This window comes from Pseudonocardia sp. DxW (assembly GCF_058448985.1).
In genome coordinates this window covers 424,341-440,795 of the sequence record NZ_JBZFLK010000001.1, presented here as the reverse complement: position 1 = coordinate 440,795, position 16,455 = coordinate 424,341, and the positions used below count along the sequence as shown (strand labels likewise).

Below are 16,455 nucleotides of genomic sequence, written 5' to 3'. Positions count from 1 at the left end.
GTGCGGCATGCCGAACCGGCTCGCCGCGGCCACCAGCCCGTACCTGCTCCAGCACGCCGGCAACCCGATCGACTGGTATCCCTGGTCGGCCGAGGCGTTCGCCGAGGCCCGCCGCCGGGACGTCCCGGTGCTGCTCTCGGTCGGCTACGCGGCCTGCCACTGGTGTCACGTGATGGCCCACGAGTCGTTCGAGGACCCGGCGATCGCCGCGGTCGTGAACCGCGGCTTCGTGGCGATCAAGGTGGACCGGGAGGAACGCCCGGACATCGACGCCGTCTACATGGCGGCCACCCAGGCGATGACCGGGCAGGGCGGCTGGCCGATGACCTGCTTCCTCACCCCGGACGGTGAGCCGTTCCACTGCGCCACCTACCTGCCGCCGCAGCCCCGGCACGGGCTGCCGTCGTTCCGGCAGCTGCTCGACGCGGTGTCCGGCGCCTGGACCGGGGACGGCGAGCGGGTTCGGGTCGCCGCGGCCCGGATCGCCGAGCAGCTCGCCGAGCAGGCCGCGTCCGATCCCGAGCCGGTCGCGATCGGCGAGCAGACCCTCGACGACGTCGTCGAGACGCTGGCCGGGCAGTACGACCCGGAGCACGGCGGGTTCGGCCGCGCCCCGAAGTTCCCGCCGTCGATGGTGCTGGAGTTCCTGCTCCGCCATCACGAGCGGACCGGCTCCGAGCAGGCGCTGCGGCTGGTCGAGGGCACCTGCACGGTGATGGCCCGGGGCGGTCTGCACGACCAGCTGGCCGGCGGCTTCGCCCGCTACTCGGTCGACGACGGCTGGGTGGTTCCGCACTTCGAGAAGATGCTCTACGACAACGCGCTGCTGCTGCGCGCCTACGGGCACCTCGGCCGCCGCGGCTCGGCGTTCGCCGCGCAGGTCGCGGACGGGACCGCCCGGTTCCTGCTCGACGCGCTCCGCACCCCGGAGGGCGGTCTGGCCTCGGCGCTGGACGCCGACACCGACGGGACCGAGGGCCTCACCTACGTGTGGGCGCTGGCGCAGCTGCGCGAGGTGCTCGGGCCGGACGACGGCGACCGTGCCGCCGAGCTGCTCGGCGTCACCGCGGAGGGCACCGCCGGCGACGGCACCTCCACCCTGAGGCTGCTGCGCGACCCGGACGACCCGGCGTGGTGGGAGCGGACCCGGTCCGCGCTGCTCGCGGCGCGCTCGGCGCGGCCGCAACCGGCCCGCGACGACAAGGTGGTCACCGCCTGGAACGCGCTCGCCGTCGTCGCGCTGGCGGAGGTGGGGGCGGCCACGGCCCGCCCGGAGTGGGTGCGGGCCGCCGACCGGATCGCCGATCTGCTGCTCGACGTGCACGTCGTCGACGGGCGGCTGCGGCGCTCGTCGCGGCACGGCCGGCCGGGGGACGCCGACGGCGTGCTGGAGGACCACGCGCTGCTCGTCGCCGGGCTGCTCGCGCTGCACCAGGCGACCGGCGACCCGGGCCGGCTGGCCGCGGCGCTGGAGCTGCTCGACACCACCCTGGAGCGGTTCGCCGCACCCGATCGGCCGGGCAGCTACCTGGACACCGCCGCCGACTCCGCGGACGCCGACCTGCTGCTGCACCGGCCGCGCGAGCTGACCGACAACGCCTCGCCGTGCGGTTCGTCGGCGCTCGCCGAGGCGCTGGTGACGGCGTCGGCGCTGGCCGGGCCGGACCGGGCGGCCCGCTACCGGGAGGCCGCCGAACGGGCCGTGCGCTCGGTCGGGACGCTCGCCGGGCGCGCGCCGCGCTTCCTCGGGCACTGGCTGACCGCGGCCGAGGCGCTGGTCGGCGGTCCGCTGCAGGTGGCGGTGGCCGGCGAGGCCGGTGCCGGGCCGCTGACCGACCGGGCCCGCCGGGAGGCGCCCGGCGGCGCCGTCGTCGTCGCGGGGGAGCCGGACGCGGACGGGATCCCGCTGCTCGCCGGGCGCGGCACGGTCGGTGGCAGCGCGGCGGCGTACGTGTGCCGGGGTTTCGTGTGCGACGTGCCGGTGACCGGGCCCGACGAGCTGGCGGCGTTGCTGGCCCGATGATCCTCATCGCGCTATGACGTAATGAGTGCAATGCTGTAATCGCCGAACCGGGGGTGTCCGATGATGACAGCACGAGGACGTGGACGCGGCGGCTGGCAGCAGGCCGACCTGCCGCCCGCCGACGACGCGCAGGCCTGGTTCTCCGGCCGGCTGCCGGACGGGTGGTTCGCCGGGGCGCCGGAGGTCACCTGCGACCGGGACGAGATCGTCGTGGTCGGCGAGCTGCCCGCGCTGGACACCGCGCATCCCGACACCGACGCCGGTCGGGCCGACGCGGCCGCCGAGGAGTCCGGCCGGATCTCCCGGTTCCGCGAGGAGACCCGGGAAGCGCGGATCGAGATCGCCCGGCAGGCGGAGGCCCGCTACCGGCGCAAGGTCGCGTGGGGAGCCCGGCTCGGCGGGACGACCGAGCTGTTCACCACCATCTCGGTGCCGGTGATGACCCGGCTGCGGCAGCCGGAGCGGCTGGTGCTCGACACCCTGGTCGACGCCGGCGTGGCCCGGTCCCGCTCGGACGCGCTGAGCTGGTCGGTCCGGCTGGTCGGGCAGCACGCCGACGAATGGCTGGCCGAGCTGCGGTCGGCGATGGCGCGGGTGGACGACCTGCGGGCCCAGGGCCCGGGCTGAGCCCGGTCTGCGCCGGCCCGGCCCGGTCAGCGCAGCAGCACCAGCCAGATCGCGATGTGGTGGCAGGCCCAGGCCAGCACGGTCGCCGCGTGGAAGATCTCGTGGTAGCCGAACGTCGCGGGCCACGGATCGGGCCGGCGCAGCGCGTACACCACCGCGCCCGCCGTGTAGAGCGCCCCACCGGCGAGCAGCAGCACGAGCGCGGCGACGCCGCCGCCGTCGAGCAGGCCGGGGAGCACGAAGACGGCCACCCAGCCGAGCGCGACGTAGATCGGCACCCCGACCCAGGACGGTGCCGACGGCCACGCCAGCTTCAGCGCGACCCCGGCGAGCGCGCCGCCCCAGACCACCGCCAGCACCCAGGTCGCGGTGTCCGCGGGCAGGGCGAGCACCGCCACCGGGGTGTAGGTGCCCGCGATGAACAGGAAGATCATCGAGTGGTCCAGGCGCTTCATCAGCCGCCGTCGGCCCGGATCGCTCCAGGTGCGCCGGTGGTAGAGCGAGCTGATCCCGAACAGGCCGAACGTGGTCAGCGTGTAGACCGCGGTCGCGACCGCGGCCGGTGCGCCGACCAGCGCGCCGGCGATGCTGATCAGCGCTGCGCAGGCGAAGACGGACGCGACCAGGCTCCACAGGTGCAGCCAGCCGCGCATCCGGGGCTTCAGCGGCGCGGGGGCCGTGCTCAGCGAGGACACGTCCCGACGTTACGTGCCGTACCGGCGCACGTCCCGGCAGGCGGGCGAACGCCACACCCGTTGCGGCGCCCGGCGACCAGCGCCCGCGTCGGCTCCCGGCGGTCGGACTAGGGTCCGTGTTCGTGGCAGTTCGAGATCTGCTCTACACGGTGTACGAGCGCAGGATCCTGCGCCAGATCGCCGGCGCCGACAGTCCGAAGCACGTCGCGCTGATCCTGGACGGCAACCGTCGCTGGGCGCGCGAGGCCGGGCTCGACGATCCGGCCGAGGGGCACCGCGCCGGTGCCGCCAAGATCGCGGAGATGCTCGGCTGGTGCTCCGAGGCCGGGGTCGAGGTGGTGACGGTCTTCCTGCTCTCGACCGACAACCTCGACACCCGGTCGCCGGACGAGCTGAAGGACCTGCTCGAGATCATCGGCGGGGTGGTGGACGACCTGTCCGGCCCAGAGACGCCGTGGCGGTTGCGGGTGGTCGGGGCGATGGAGCTGCTGCCGGCGTCGCTCGCGGACCGGTTGGCGGCGGCCGTGGCGCGCACCGGCGACCGCGGCGGGCTGCAGCTGAACGTCGCCGTCGGCTACGGCGGCCGTCAGGAGATCGCCGACGCCGTCCGCAAGATGCTGCTCACCCAGGCGGAGTCCGGCCGGACCCTGGAGGAGATCGCGGAGAGCCTGGACGTCGACCACATCGCGGAGCATCTCTACACGTCCGGTCAGCCGGATCCGGACCTCGTCATCCGGACCAGCGGTGAGCAACGTCTGTCCGGCTTCCTGCTGTGGCAGTCGGCCCATTCGGAGTTCTGGTTCTGCGAGGCGTACTGGCCGGAGTTCCGGCGGGTCGATTTCCTGCGCGCGCTGCGCGATTTCGCCGCACGGCACCGACGTTTCGGCGGCTGATCCGAATTCGTGCGTAACCTTCGGCGCACTCGCTCGTTATGGAGGATTCAGTCGTGCGGGCGGGCGCGCCCCCGGTGATGCGAGAAGGGCCCCGGGGGTGCACCCCGGGGCCCTTCTGCTGCGCGATGCGCGAACGACTTACTTGTAGCCCTTGTCGCTCTTGTCGCCACCGTGCTGCTTGCCGCCGTTGTCCTGGTCGAACTCGTCGCCGACCTCGGAGGCGTTGGTGCAACTGACGCTGTTGTCCGAGGTGACGCCGGAGGAGTTCTCGGCCTCGGAGAACAGGCCGCCCAGGGCACCCTGGATCAGGCTGTTGCCGTTGAGCGCGGTGCCGCAGAGCTGCGGGGACACGTTCAGGTTGTTGCCCGAGACGTTGACCAGACCGGTGCTGGACTTGTCCGCGACGTTGCCGCCGTTGTGCCCGAACTGGACATCGGTCTTGTCGATGTCCTTCACGTCGGTGTAGGTCTTGTTGTAGCTGTCCTTGGTCTTGTTGTAGCTGTCGGTCGCCTCGTGGCTGTCGCTTGCGAACGCCAGCGGGCTCAGCGCGACGAGCGACGCGGCGCCGGCCGCGACGACGATTCCAGCCTTCTTCAGCACAGTCCGTCTCCTGTTTGAGTCGGAGAGCGCGCACGGGGGATCCGGAGCACTCTCAGTACTTGTCGACGCTCGAACCGGGGAGCCCGCATCGACTGGGCGTCAATCTAACGGAGGCTTCCGGCGGCGACAATCTGACCCTCCGTATTTTTTTCGGTGGAGCTGCGGGCCGTTCGGGTACCAGGGGATTCGTCGATCGCGATCTCCCCTCGCCCGGCGTGGCGAACGGGCGTGTCGTGACTGCGCCGGTCGGTGTATCCCGAACGGGCCGAGCGGTGCAGGGGGAGACGGCGTGCGGAAGGGGGCGCCGGGGAGTCGGCGCCGGTGAGCGTTCGCGCCGGAGCGCCCGGCGCGGCGGGACGGTCCGGGCGCGCTCCGGTGTACGGCCCCGCGGCGCGGTCGGGTGTGGTCCCGCGGCGCGGTCCGGGCATGGTCCGGCGGCGCGGTCCGGGTGTGGCTCGGGTGCGGTCCTGCGGTGCGACCTCGCGGTGCGGCCCGGCGGCGTGGTCCGGGTGCGGCCCCGCGGTGCGGTCCGGCGGTGCGGTCCGGCGGAGTGGTCCGGTACGGCCCGGCGGCATGGTCCGACGGCGCGGTCCGACGGTGTGATCCGGGTGTGCTCCGGCGGAGCGCGGCGCTCCGGCGGACCGGCCGGGCCGGGGCGTCGCCGGGATACCACCGGCGCGAGCGGGTCCGTGGGCGGGCGCCGGGCCGCGGCGTGAACAGAGCCGGAGTCCGCGGCCCGCCCGACCGGACCGGATCCCGGGCCGGTCACCGGGAGTGAGCAACCGCCCGGCATCCGGATGGTCCCGGCAAACCTGCCGCCCCGACGGGTGAGACCGCTGCCCCGATATGCACCGCGGGTGCTCCCGGCGCGATCGCGTCCATCTGTCGGGGGAAACCTGAAAATGGCACGAAAAAACCCCGGAGCAGTCGCTCCGGGGCTTTTCCGGTGATCAGTTCGAGATCAGCCGATCGAGTCGCCGGCGCCGGACTCCTGCGCGCAGGCGTCGGACTGGTCGGTGACCGAGTCGCCGGACTTGGCCTTGGCGTCGCCCAGGATGCCCAGGGCGCCGGTGAGGCCGTTGAGGGCCGAGGCGTCCTCGACCGGGACCTGCACGCCCAGGACGTTGACCGGGATGTTGTTGTTGCAGGCCTGGATCGGCACGTTGACGTTGTTGCCGTTCAGGCCGGCGATGAGGCCCTTGGCGTCCTTGTCGATGACGTTCTCGGCACCGTGGTGGTGGCCGCCCTTGTGGCCGTGGTCGTCGCCCTTGTCACCGGCGAAGGCGATCGGGCTCACCGCGAGCAGGGACGCGGTGGTGGCCGCAACCAGGATTCCAGCCTTCTTCAGCACAGTTTTCTCCTGTTGAGTCTCGAGTCGGCGCGAAGCCGGTCTCACGCTTGCCGACACGTTGACAAGTGGGGGAGCCCGTGCCGACTGCGTGACAATCTATAGCTCCGGCCGGCGCCGAACAAATCGCACAACACCATCGGGTTAACATATTACTTTATGTTCCGATACTCCCTGGATCGGGCATTCACGACGCGGTTCACGACGCGGTCACGCCCGGAAGTGCGATCACCGACGGTGATTACGTACGGCCGATCGGATGCGTACCCGGCGGCTGCGGCCGTCGTTCGGTGTCGTCGCGCCTACGCTCCGGGGGTGTCACCGGAGGGCCTGCCGCGCGAGATCACCCGGCTCGCGTTGCACCTGGAGCGGCTCCGGCCCGGCGTGCTGGACGGGCCGGGCCCCGATCCGGAGCTCGCCCGGGCGATCGGCGCACAGCCCCGCCCGGCGCCCGCCGAGCTCGTCGTCCGGGCGTCGGCGCTGCGCCGGGAGATCGCCGCCGGGGGCCTGCCGGCGTCGTCGGCGGCGCACTGGGACGCACTGCTGGTGGCGCTGCACTGCCACGCGCGGATCCTGGCCGGGGACCGGCCGGGCTACCTGGACGAGGTCCGCGCGCTGTTCGGGGTGAGCCCGCGCCGGACCGACCCGGACCGCTACCGGGAGGCGCATCGCGTGCTCGCCGGGCTGCTGCCCGGCCGCGGCCCGGTCGCTCCGCGGATGCAGGCGTACCGGGACGCCGATCTGGTCCCGCCTGCCCTGCTCGGTGCCGCCGTCACCGCGCTGACCGCCGAGCTGCGCCGTGCGACCGGCGAGCGGCTCGGCCTGCCGCCGGGGGAGCAGGCGGTCGTCGAGCTGGTCCGCGGGCGGCCGTGGACGGCGTTCACCCGGTACCGGGGCGGCCTGCGCAGCCGGGTGTCGATCAGCACCGGCGCCCGGCTCCGGGCCGGATCGCTGCTCCCGCTGCTCGCCCACGAGATCTATCCCGGGCACCACACCCAGTACTGCCGGGCGGAGCGGGCCGCGGCCCGGCATCCGGAGCTGGCACTGCGGCTGGTGCACAGCCCGCAGGGGCTGATCGCCGAGGGCGCCGCCGAGGTCGCGGCGACCGTGCTGCCCGGCCCCGGCTGGGGCACCGTGGCACAGCGGGTGCTCGCCGGGATCGGCGTGCGGATCGACGGCGGGCTCGCCGAGCGCGTCGAGACCGCGCTGGAGCTGCTCGGCCGGGTCCGCCAGGACGCGGCGCTGCTGCGGCACGTCGACGGCGCCGGCCCGGACGAGGTCGTCGCCCACCTGACGCGCTGGCTGCTGCTGCCCGAGGACCGGGCCCGGCGGGTGCTCGCCTTCCTCGACCACCCGCAGTGGCGCAGCTACCCGGTCACCTACGCCGAGGGCGCGCCGCTGGTGCGCGACTGGCTCGCCCGGGTGCCGGACGGACCGGTGGCCGGCCTGCGCCGGCTGCTGGACATCCCGGTCCTCCCCGCCGATCTCGCCGCACCGGACCGCCCGGAGATCGGGAACGGTTCCGATCCGGCGGCACCCGCGGGACTCCCGGTACCCCGTCCGTAGCACCCCCGGCTGCTCCGTACGGCGGGCGCCCGGCCGTGTTCACGCAGGTCGGGTGACGCCGGACGGTGTCGATCACACGATGAACGGCAGGTTACAACTCTGCCATCGGGGTTCTTTGTAGCTCACCGACCGAGAGTTGCTATTGACCGCACGAGGGTGACCACTAGTAGCGTCCATGTTGACGCGCCGTATCCGATGCGGCTCGTCCGGGAGGCCCTGGACGTGGTGTCGAACGCACCCGAGAGGGCCGGCACCCGGCCCTTGCGGGCGTGCCGGCCGGAGGACCGCCATGGTCCGCCGACGCCGTCACGTCCCGCGTCAGGACCGGCCGGCCCGACGCAGAGCAGGTGTGGTGCCGCGCCTGCGAGGGAGCACCCGTGACCGATCGTCGTCCCGCCCTCACCGATCAGGCTCCGATCTCGGAGACCGTCGGGGACACGCCGGCAGGTTCCACCCGCTGCTACGTGCTCGACACGTCCGTCCTGCTGTCCGACCCGTGGTCGTTGCTCCGCTTCGACGAGCACCAGGTCGTCCTGCCGCTGGTCGTGATCTCCGAGCTCGAAGCCAAGCGTCACCACCCCGAACTCGGCTGGTTCGCCCGGACCGCACTCCGTCAGCTCGACGAGATGCGGGTCAGGTACGGCCGCCTGGACGCGCCGATCCCGATCGGCGACAAGGGCGGAACCCTGCACGTCGAGCTCAACCACTCCGATCCCGCCGTGCTGCCGGCCGGGTTCCGCACCGACTCCAACGACTCGCGGATCCTGGCCTGCGCGCTGAACCTGCGGGCCGATCCCACGTCACCGGCCGAGGTGACGCTGGTCACCAAGGACATGCCGTTGCGGGTCAAGGCCGCGGCCGTCGGGCTGGACGCCGACGAGTACCACGGTCAGGACGTCCTGTTCTCCGGCTGGACCGGGATGACCGATCTGGAGGTGGGTGCCGACGACGTCGACGCGCTGTTCCGGGACGGGGTGATCGACCACGACGCCGCCCGCGACCTGCCCTGCAACACCGGGCTGCGGCTGGTCGGCGTGTCCAACGCGCTCGGCCGGGTCACCGCGGACAAGCGGGTGAAGCTGGTCCGCGGCGACCGGGACGCGTTCGGCCTGCACGGACGGTCCGCCGAGCAGCGGATCGCGCTCGATCTGCTGCTCGACAACGAGGTGGGGATCGTCTCGCTCGGTGGCCGGGCCGGCACCGGGAAGTCGGCGCTCGCCCTCTGCGCCGGCCTGGAGGCGGTGCTGGAGCGCCAGGCGCACCGCAAGATCGTGGTGTTCCGGCCGCTCTACGCCGTCGGCGGGCAGGACCTCGGCTACCTGCCGGGCAGCGAGAGCGAGAAGATGCAGCCCTGGGCGCAGGCGGTCTTCGACACGCTCGGTGCGCTGGTCAGCCAGGACGTCATCGACGAGGTCATCGCCCGCGGGATGCTGGAGGTGCTCCCGCTCACCCACATCCGCGGCCGGTCGCTGCACGACACCTTCGTGATCGTCGACGAGGCGCAGTCGCTGGAACGCAACGTGCTGCTCACCGTGCTGTCCCGGCTCGGGTCGGCGTCCCGGGTGGTGCTCACGCACGACGTCGCGCAGCGGGACAACCTGCGCGTCGGCCGGCACGACGGGGTCAACGCGGTCATCGAGAAGCTCAAGGGGCATCCGCTGTTCGCGCACGTGACCCTGACCCGCAGCGAGCGCTCGCCGATCGCCGCGCTGGTCACCGAGATGCTGGAGGGCCCGGCCTCCTGACCGGCGGACCCGCGGCCCTAGAGCCCGTGCGGGGTGCCCTCGGTGAACCCGGCGGTGGTCTGCACCCCCACCACGGAGCGCTCGTGCAGCTCGTCGACGGTGCGGGCACCGGCGTAGGTGCACGCCGAGCGGACGCCGGAGCAGATCTCGTCCAGCACGTCCTCGACGCCGGGGCGCTCCGGGTCCAGCTGCTGGCGGGACGCCGAGATGCCCTCCTCGAACAGCGACTTGCGGGCCCGGTCGAACGCGTTGTCGCCGCGGGTCCGGGCACTGACGGCGCGCTTGGACGCCATCCCGAAGGACTCCTTGTACGCCCGGCCCCGCTCGTCCCACAGCAGGTCACCGGGGGACTCGTAGGTGCCGGCCAGCCAGGAGCCGATCATCACCGAGGCGGCACCCGCGGCCAGCGCCAGCGCGACGTCGCGGGGATGCCGCACGCCACCGTCGGCCCAGATCACCGCGCCGCGCTCGCGGGCGGCCGCGGCGCACTCGGCGACCGCGGAGAACTGCGGCCGCCCGACGCCGGTCATCATCCGGGTGGTGCACATCGCGCCCGGGCCGACCCCGACCTTGACGATGTCCGCGCCGGCCTCCACCAGGTCGGCCACCCCGTCCGCGGTCACCACGTTCCCGGCCGCGATCGGCACCGTGCTCCCGGCGTCGTCGACGACCCGGCGGACCGCGCCGATCGCGTCCAGCATCTTCTCCTGGTGGCCGTGCGCGGTGTCCACGACCAGGACGTCCACCCCGGCGTCGAGCAGCGCCTTCGCCTTCACCCCGACGTCGCCGTTGATCCCGAGCGCGGCCGCGGTCCGCAGCCGGCCCGCGTCGTCGAGGGCGGGGGTGTAGATCCCGGCCCGGATCGCGCCGAGCGGGGTGAGCAGGCCGGCGAGCCTGCCGTCCGGGTCGAGGCCGAGCGCGACCGTCGCCCGGCGCGCGTCGATCCGCTCGAAGACCTCGCGCGGCGCGGTGTCGACCGGGAGCACCAGCGGGTCCGGCGCCAGGACGTCGGCCAGCCGGGTGAACCGGTCGACGCCGGCGCAGCCGGCCTCGTTGACGGTGCCGACCGGGCGGCCGCCGTCGTCCACCACGACGACGGTGTCGTGCGCCCGCTTCGGCAGCAGGTTCAGCGCGTCGGCGACCGCGTCGCCGGTGCGCAGCACGAGCGGGGTGTCCCACACCGGGTGCCGCGACTTCAGCCAGGACACGATGCCGGCCACGGCGTCGGTGGCGACGTCCTGCGGCAGCACGGTCAGCGCTCCGCGGCGGGCCAGCGTCTCGGCCATCCGGCGGCCCGCGACGGCCGTCATGTTGGCCGCCACCACCGGGACGGTGGCGCCGCTGCGGTCGGGGGCGGTGAGGTCGACGTCGAACCGGGAGGCGACCGAGGACCTGCGCGGGACGAGGAAGACGTCGTCGTAGGTGAGGTCGTGTTCCGGCCGGCGGTCGTCGAGGAAGCGCACGGTATCGGGATCCTACGCGCCGTAGGACCGTCCCGGCGTGTCACGCGGCTGTCATTCGCGGGGAACCGTCGAGCAATGCGTTACCCCTACCGTGGAGTACATGCCGGTGCCGTCGCCGATTCCGCGGGTGCGTGCTTCCGACGCGCGCCGGGTCCGTGACCTGCTGCGGATCGCGATCGCCGGGCGCCCGCGGATCCGCGGCCTGCTGCCCCGCGAGGACGAGCTGATGATCGGCTACGGCGTGCCGCGGTCGTCGGTGCGGGCGGCGCTCGCGCTGCTGTCCGAGGAGGGCCTGCTGCGGCCGGGGCCTGCGGCGCACCGGATCGTGGCGAAGCCGGACTACCCGGGCCGCACCTCGGTCGTCGCGGACCCGGGGGAGCGGCCGCGCCCGCTGGAACGGTCCGGGATCGCCGCACCCGACGTGCTCGCGGCCTGGCTCGGGGTGCCCGCGGGCAGCCCCTGCCTGCGGGTGGAGTGCGTGGCCCGGACCGCGGGCGGCGGGGCGGTCCTGGAGACCCACTACGTGGCCGCGCCCGCAGCGGCCGACCTGCTGACGGTCCCCGACACCGGCCCGTTCGACCGGCTGCTGGCCGAAGCGCACCTGCGGCCGGGGGCGATCCGGGCCCGGTCCGGCCCGGTGCCCGCCGACCCGGACGCGGCGACCCTGCTCGGGGTGCCCGCCGGGACCCCGCTGCTCGGTGTCGAGCGGACGCTCACCGGCCCGGACGGGCGGGTGCTGGCGGCCGGTGTGCTGCGGGCCCGCCCCGGCACTGCGGTGCCGTCCGCCCGCGATCACCCCGAGAGCAGCGCCCGCACCGCGTCCAGCGAGTCGGCCTCGGCGGGGGTCTTGTCCGGGCGGTAGCGCAGCACCCTGGCGAACCGCAGCGCGACCCCGCCCGGGTAGCGGGAGCTGCGCTGCGCCCCGTCCAGCGCGATCTCCACGACCAGCTCGGGCCGCAGGTACAGCACCCCCGGCTCCTCGGCCCGCGCGTACCGCGGGAACGTCCCGGTCTGCCAGGCGAGCAGCTCGTCGGTCATGCCCTTGAAGGTCTTGCCGACCATCACCGGTTCGCCGCCGTCGGGATCGCGGGCCCCGAGGTGGATGTTGGACAGCGATCCGGTACGCCGCCCGTACCCCCATTCCGCGCCGAGCACCACCAGGTCGAGGGTGTGCACCGGCTTCACCTTCTGCCAGGCCTTCCCGCGCCGGCCGGCCGCGTACGGTGCCGCCAGATCCTTCACGACGACGCCCTCGTGCCCGGCCTCGAGCGCCCCGTCCAGCACGGCGGCGGCCTGTTCCGGCGTCGGCCGCCGCACGCCGGGCATCCGCAGCGGGGCCCGGTCCTCCCCGGCGAGCAGCCCGGCGAGCAGGTCGAGCCGGGTCTCCAGCGGCTCGTCGACCAGGTCCCGCCCGTCGAGGTGCAGCAGATCGAAGAAGAACGGGCTGAGCAGCACCGCACCCTCGTCGTCGCCGGAGCCGAACCGGCTCATCGTGTCCTGGAAGGCGCGCGGGCGGCCGTCGTCGTCGAGGGCGAGGGTCTCGCCGTCGAGCACCGCCGCCGAGCAGGGCAGCGCGCGGGTCAGCTCGACCAGCTCCGGCACCGCATCGGTGATCTCGCGCAGCGTGCGGGTCCACACCCGGACCTCGTCGCCGGCGCGGTGCACCTGGATGCGGGCGCCGTCGAGCTTGTGCTCGACGACGACGCCGGTGCCGAGCGCGGCCAGCGCGGCATCCAGCGAGTCGCCGGGCGAGGCCAGCATCGGGCGGACCGGGCGGCCGACCCGCAGGCCGATCTCCGCGAGCGCACCCTCCCCGCCGCCGAGCGCGGTCGCCGCGGTCTCCGGCAGCCGCCCGGACAGCATGAACGCCCGCCGGACCGCCGCCTGCCCGGCGCCGGAGGCGACGGCTACCGCGTCGACCATCAGCCCCTCCAGCGCGCCCTGCCGCAGCTCCCCGGTGAGCAGCCGGTGCAGGAACCGCTGCTCGTCGGCCGTGGCGGCACCGTAGAGCCGGTCCAGCAGCTCGCGCCTGCGCCGGGCCGAGCCCTGACCCGCGGTGCCGGCCAGCTCGTCGAGCAGCTCGTCGACCTCCTGCACGGTCCACGACGGCGTGCCTGCGGGTGGCACGTCGACCGCGGCGAGGGTGCGCCAGCCGGTGCCGATCCGGCCCTGCCGGGGTGTGCCGGACAGCCAGGCCACCACCGGCAGCACCTCGCCCGGCGCGGCGGCCCGCAGCAGGTCGGCGAGCGCGGCGGTCTTCTCCCGGCGCGCCCGGGTCGCCCCGACCGCGGCCGAGGTGGTGACGACGTCGCTGAGCAGCACCCGGTCAGTGAAGCAGCGACCCCCGACAGTCGCGCGCCGTCGTCACACCGCGGTGCGCGACGGCGGGCCCGCCGGTGGCCGGTCGGGGACCGGGCCGGCCCCGTCCGGTGACTGCCCGGCGGCCACGGACGGCGGCCGGGGCGCCGGCGGCGCTGCCGGCACAGTGGGCGCTGCCGGCACAGTGGGCGCTGCCGGCACAGTGGGCGCTGCCGGCGCAGTGGGCCGGATCGTCCGGCGCCACAGCTCGGCGACGGTGACGACCCCGCGGCACACGCCGTCCGGGGTGACGACGACCAGATCGTCGTACGCCCGGGACGGTTCCCCGGCCAGGCTCAGCTCCAGCGCCCGGGGCAGCGGGGCCCGCTCGTCCACCGTGCGCGGCGGGTCGGCGAGCGAGCTCGCGGGCTTGTCCGCCCACAGCGCGTGCCCGAACCGGCCGGTCATGGTGAGCAGGAACCGGCTCCGGTCCAGGTAGCCGACCGGCCGGTGGGCGGCGTCGACGAGCACCACCCCGGCCGAGTCCGGGTGCTCGCGCATCGCCTCGCGGGCGGTGTCCGCGGTGACGTCGGCGGTCAGAGTGACCGCGGGACCGGCCAGCCCGCGGACCGGTGGACCGGCCGGTGCGGCCGGGACCGGCGCACCCGGTGTCGACCGCAGCAGGGTGAGCAGCTCGGGCAGCGTCGCCGGATCGGGATCGGGGGTGGAGCGGGCCCCGCCGAGCAGCGGGCCCTGGGCGAGCGCGACGCCGCTGGCGTACAGCCCGGCCAGTCGCTCCGGGTCCCGCACACCGGTCGCGGCGACCGGGGTCCCGACCGATCGGGCCACCTCCAGCACGGCGCGCACCGCGGCGCCGGAACCGGCGTCGAGCACGCCGTCGGCGAGATCCGGCTCCAGCTTCACCACGTCCGGCCGGACGGCGGCGACCAGTTCCGGGCCGAACGCGCGACCCGCGCCGTCCAGCCCGATCCGGAACCCCCACCGGCGCAGCTCGGCCAGCGCCGGGACGAGGTGTACGGCCGGTGCCGCCGCGGTGATCGGCGGGCCGACCTCCAGCAGCGGGGCGACCGTGCCGAGCATCGGGCGCAGCCGCTCCCGCGCGTACAGCACGGTGTCCGCGGCGACGTCCACCTGCAGGTTGGTGCCGGGTGCGGCGCGGGCCGAGACGACCGCCGACACCGCGGTGCCCGCGTCCAGCTCGGCGACCTGGCGGGCGCCCCAGCCGCGGTCCGCGGCCTGCACGGCGACCGCGTCGTACGGGCGCCGGGGCACCACCTCGACACCGGCGAACCGGCCCGTGCGCAGGTCGTGCACCGGTTCGTACGCGAAACGCTGATCGGTCATCCGGCGGGTCCGTTCGGTCACGATGATCGAGAGGGACCACACGGTGGCACGCGATGGTGGACCGGACGGGGGACAGCAGGTGAACAGCGGATGGACTGACCGGCCGCGTTCGGCCGATCGCGGACCGTTGTGTCGTGCATCCGTGACAGGTCAGGGGCAGATGCCCGATGTGCCCGCCGTTCCGGCGCGCCACGATCCCCGGCCATGACGGACAGCGACAGCTCCCGCCGGCCGGCCACCCGGCCCGGCCGGTCCCCCTCGGTCGTCCTGCTGGCGGTGCTGCTCGCCGCGGCCGCGCTCGCCGGCTGCGACACCGGGCCGCCTCCGCCGCCCCCGGTCCCGCCGCCGACGGGCGCGCCCGCGTCCGGGCACGACCACCACTGAGCGGCCGGTCAGCTCCGCTTCTCGCCGCGGGTCATCGCCAGCACGTCGAGGGCCCGGTCCAGCTGCTCCTCGGTGAGCGCGCCGGACTCCACGTGCCCGCGCTCCACGACGACCTCGCGGATCGTCTTGCGCTCCTTCAGTGCCTGCTTCGCGATGGCCGCCGCCTCCTCGTAGCCGATCACCGAGTTCAGCGGCGTCACGATCGACGGCGACGACTCGGCGTACTCCCGGGTGCGCTCCAGGTCGGCCTGCATGCCGTCGACGACCTTGTCCGCGAGCAGCCGGGCCGCGTTGGCGAGCAGCCGCGCGGACTCCAGCACGTTGCGCGCCATCACCGGCATCATCACGTTCAGCTCCAGGTTGCCCTGGCTGCCGGAGAAGCCGACCGTCGCGTCGTTGCCCATGACCTGCGCGCAGACCATCATCGTCGCCTCGCAGATCACCGGGTTGACCTTGCCCGGCATGATCGAGCTGCCCGGCTGCAGGTCCGGGAGCGCGATCTCGGCGAGCCCGGTGCGCGGGCCGGAGGACAGCCAGCGCAGGTCGTTGGCGATCTTGTAGAGGCTGACGGCGACGGTGCGCAGCGCCCCGGACGCCTCGACCAGCCCGTCCCGCGAGCCCTGCGCCTCGATGTGGTCGGTCGCCTCGGACAGCTGGTCCAGACCGGTCGCCTCGCGCAGCTTCTCGACGGCGGCGGCGCCGAACCCGTCCGGCGCGTTCAGCCCGGTCCCGACGGCGGTCCCGCCGATCGGCAGCACGGCCAGCCGGGGCAGCGCGTCGCGGACCCGGTCGGCGCCGTAACCGGCCTGGCTGGCCCAGCCGCCCGCCTCCTGCCCGAGGGTGATCGGGACGGCGTCCATCAGGTGCGTGCGACCGGCCTTCACGACCCCCGACCAGTCCGACGCGCGCCGCCGCAGCGCCGCCTCCAGGTGCTCCAGGGCCGGGACGACGTCGGTGGCGAGCGCCTCGGTCGCGGCCACGTGGATGGTGGTCGGGAAGACGTCGTTGGACGACTGCGAGGCGTTGACGTGGTCGTTCGGGTGCACCGTGAGGCTGCCGCCGCCGGCCCGCTCGGCCAGCGTCGCGATCACCTCGTTGGCGTTCATGTTCGACGACGTGCCCGAGCCGGTCTGGAACACGTCGACCGGGAAGTGCTCGTCGTGCGCGCCCTGCGCCACCTCGTCGGCGGCGGCGGCGATCGCGGCCGCCCGGTCGGCGTCCAGCACGCCGAGCTCGCCGTTCACCCGGGCCGCAGCCGCCTTGACCAGGCCGAGCGCCCGGATCTGGGCGCGTTCCAGGGGGCGGCCGGAGATCGGGAAGTTCTCGACGGCACGCTGGGTCTGGGCCCGCCACAGCGCGTGTGCCGGGACCCGGACCTCGCCCATGGTGTCGTGCTCGATGCGGTAGTCGGAGCTCATACCGGCAGGTCTACTCCACCCGGACGACCG

The 16,455-nt window shown here is 74.5% G+C and carries 14 protein-coding genes; 7 read left to right on the top strand and 7 right to left on the bottom strand.

Going from position 1 to position 16,455, the window contains the following annotated elements; translation table 11 throughout:
- The first annotated feature begins 7 nt into the window (after positions 1 to 7).
- The gene (locus ACVJO7_RS02155; RefSeq protein ID WP_491671461.1) at positions 8 to 2,023 is read left to right on the top strand and encodes a thioredoxin domain-containing protein; all 2,016 of its coding nucleotides are present in this window, start codon (positions 8 to 10) and stop codon (positions 2,021 to 2,023) included.
- 60 nt (positions 2,024 to 2,083) lie between these two features.
- Positions 2,084 to 2,650: an ATP-binding transcription factor AbmR gene (gene abmR, locus ACVJO7_RS02150; protein ID WP_344026558.1), complete on the top strand. Its 567-nt coding sequence runs from the start codon at positions 2,084 to 2,086 to the stop codon at positions 2,648 to 2,650.
- 26 nt (positions 2,651 to 2,676) lie between these two features.
- On the opposite strand, the gene trhA is transcribed toward abmR, so the two are convergent.
- Entirely contained in the window at positions 2,677 to 3,303 is a 627-nt protein-coding gene (trhA, locus tag ACVJO7_RS02145; protein WP_344026833.1) for a PAQR family membrane homeostasis protein TrhA, read from the bottom strand.
- 164 nt (positions 3,304 to 3,467) lie between these two features.
- On the opposite strand from trhA, the gene ACVJO7_RS02140 reads away from it, so the two are divergent.
- Positions 3,468 to 4,238 (top strand): isoprenyl transferase, encoded by a 771-nt coding sequence (locus ACVJO7_RS02140; RefSeq protein ID WP_344026556.1) that lies wholly within the window; start codon positions 3,468 to 3,470, stop codon positions 4,236 to 4,238.
- A 138-nt stretch (positions 4,239 to 4,376) separates the two neighbouring features.
- Here the strand turns inward: ACVJO7_RS02140 and ACVJO7_RS02135 are convergent, their stop codons facing one another.
- Both ACVJO7_RS02135 and ACVJO7_RS02130 read right to left on the bottom strand, forming a co-directional pair.
- Positions 4,377 to 4,838, bottom strand: coding sequence for a hypothetical protein (locus ACVJO7_RS02135; RefSeq protein ID WP_491671460.1), 462 nt, complete (start codon positions 4,836 to 4,838; stop codon positions 4,377 to 4,379).
- Between the two features lie 961 nt (positions 4,839 to 5,799).
- Positions 5,800 to 6,189, bottom strand: a complete 390-nt coding sequence (locus ACVJO7_RS02130; RefSeq protein ID WP_358483380.1) for a hypothetical protein — start codon at positions 6,187 to 6,189, stop codon at positions 5,800 to 5,802.
- 312 nt (positions 6,190 to 6,501) lie between these two features.
- Here ACVJO7_RS02130 and ACVJO7_RS02125 point away from each other — a divergent pair, with 312 nt between their 5' ends.
- Together ACVJO7_RS02125 and phoH2 are read left to right on the top strand one after the other, a co-directional pair.
- Complete coding sequence (locus tag ACVJO7_RS02125; protein WP_491671459.1) at positions 6,502 to 7,752, top strand: DUF885 domain-containing protein; 1,251 nt, start codon at positions 6,502 to 6,504, stop codon at positions 7,750 to 7,752.
- A 416-nt stretch (positions 7,753 to 8,168) separates the two neighbouring features.
- Complete coding sequence (gene phoH2 / locus ACVJO7_RS02120; protein ID WP_344026831.1) at positions 8,169 to 9,497, top strand: RNA 5'-3' helicase PhoH2; 1,329 nt, start codon at positions 8,169 to 8,171, stop codon at positions 9,495 to 9,497.
- A gap of 17 nt (positions 9,498 to 9,514) precedes the next feature.
- Here phoH2 and ACVJO7_RS02115 read toward each other — a convergent pair whose 3' ends face one another.
- Positions 9,515 to 10,960, bottom strand: coding sequence for a GuaB1 family IMP dehydrogenase-related protein (locus ACVJO7_RS02115; protein WP_344026548.1), 1,446 nt, complete (start codon positions 10,958 to 10,960; stop codon positions 9,515 to 9,517).
- Positions 10,961 to 11,060: 100 nt separating this feature from the next.
- Here ACVJO7_RS02115 and ACVJO7_RS02110 point away from each other — a divergent pair, with 100 nt between their 5' ends.
- Entirely contained in the window at positions 11,061 to 11,822 is a 762-nt protein-coding gene (locus ACVJO7_RS02110; protein ID WP_344026546.1) for a GntR family transcriptional regulator, read from the top strand.
- On the opposite strand, the gene ACVJO7_RS02105 is transcribed toward ACVJO7_RS02110, so the two are convergent.
- Both ACVJO7_RS02105 and ACVJO7_RS02100 read right to left on the bottom strand, forming a co-directional pair.
- Entirely contained in the window at positions 11,753 to 13,282 is a 1,530-nt protein-coding gene (locus ACVJO7_RS02105) for an ATP-dependent DNA ligase (protein WP_491671458.1), read from the bottom strand. The two genes, ACVJO7_RS02110 and ACVJO7_RS02105, sit on opposite strands and share 70 nt — an antisense overlap.
- A 42-nt stretch (positions 13,283 to 13,324) precedes the next feature.
- A complete protein-coding gene (locus ACVJO7_RS02100) occupies positions 13,325 to 14,623 on the bottom strand; it encodes an EAL domain-containing protein (RefSeq protein WP_491671457.1) in 1,299 nt (432 codons plus the stop codon).
- A 204-nt stretch (positions 14,624 to 14,827) separates the two neighbouring features.
- Between ACVJO7_RS02100 and ACVJO7_RS02095 the strand changes: the two genes are divergently transcribed.
- Entirely contained in the window at positions 14,828 to 15,007 is a 180-nt protein-coding gene (locus ACVJO7_RS02095; protein WP_491671456.1) for a hypothetical protein, read from the top strand.
- 8 nt (positions 15,008 to 15,015) lie between these two features.
- On the opposite strand, the gene ACVJO7_RS02090 is transcribed toward ACVJO7_RS02095, so the two are convergent.
- Positions 15,016 to 16,425, bottom strand: a complete 1,410-nt coding sequence (locus tag ACVJO7_RS02090) for a class II fumarate hydratase (protein WP_491671455.1) — start codon at positions 16,423 to 16,425, stop codon at positions 15,016 to 15,018.
- Positions 16,426 to 16,455: the final 30 nt, after the last annotated feature.

Bases quoted from the DNA above. Each gene is read 5' to 3' on its own strand.
- ACVJO7_RS02155 (WP_491671461.1), top strand. From the start codon at position 8: ATGCCGAACCGGCTCGCCGCGGCCACCAGCCCGTACCTGCTCCAGCAC.
- trhA (WP_344026833.1), bottom strand. From the start codon at position 3,303: ATGCGCGGCTGGCTGCACCTGTGGAGCCTGGTCGCGTCCGTCTTCGCC.
- ACVJO7_RS02090 (WP_491671455.1), bottom strand. From the start codon at position 16,425: ATGAGCTCCGACTACCGCATCGAGCACGACACCATGGGCGAGGTCCGG.
- ACVJO7_RS02095 (WP_491671456.1), top strand. From the start codon at position 14,828: ATGACGGACAGCGACAGCTCCCGCCGGCCGGCCACCCGGCCCGGCCGG.
- abmR (WP_344026558.1), top strand. From the start codon at position 2,084: ATGATGACAGCACGAGGACGTGGACGCGGCGGCTGGCAGCAGGCCGAC.
- ACVJO7_RS02110 (WP_344026546.1), top strand. From the start codon at position 11,061: ATGCCGGTGCCGTCGCCGATTCCGCGGGTGCGTGCTTCCGACGCGCGC.
- ACVJO7_RS02100 (WP_491671457.1), bottom strand. From the start codon at position 14,623: ATGACCGATCAGCGTTTCGCGTACGAACCGGTGCACGACCTGCGCACG.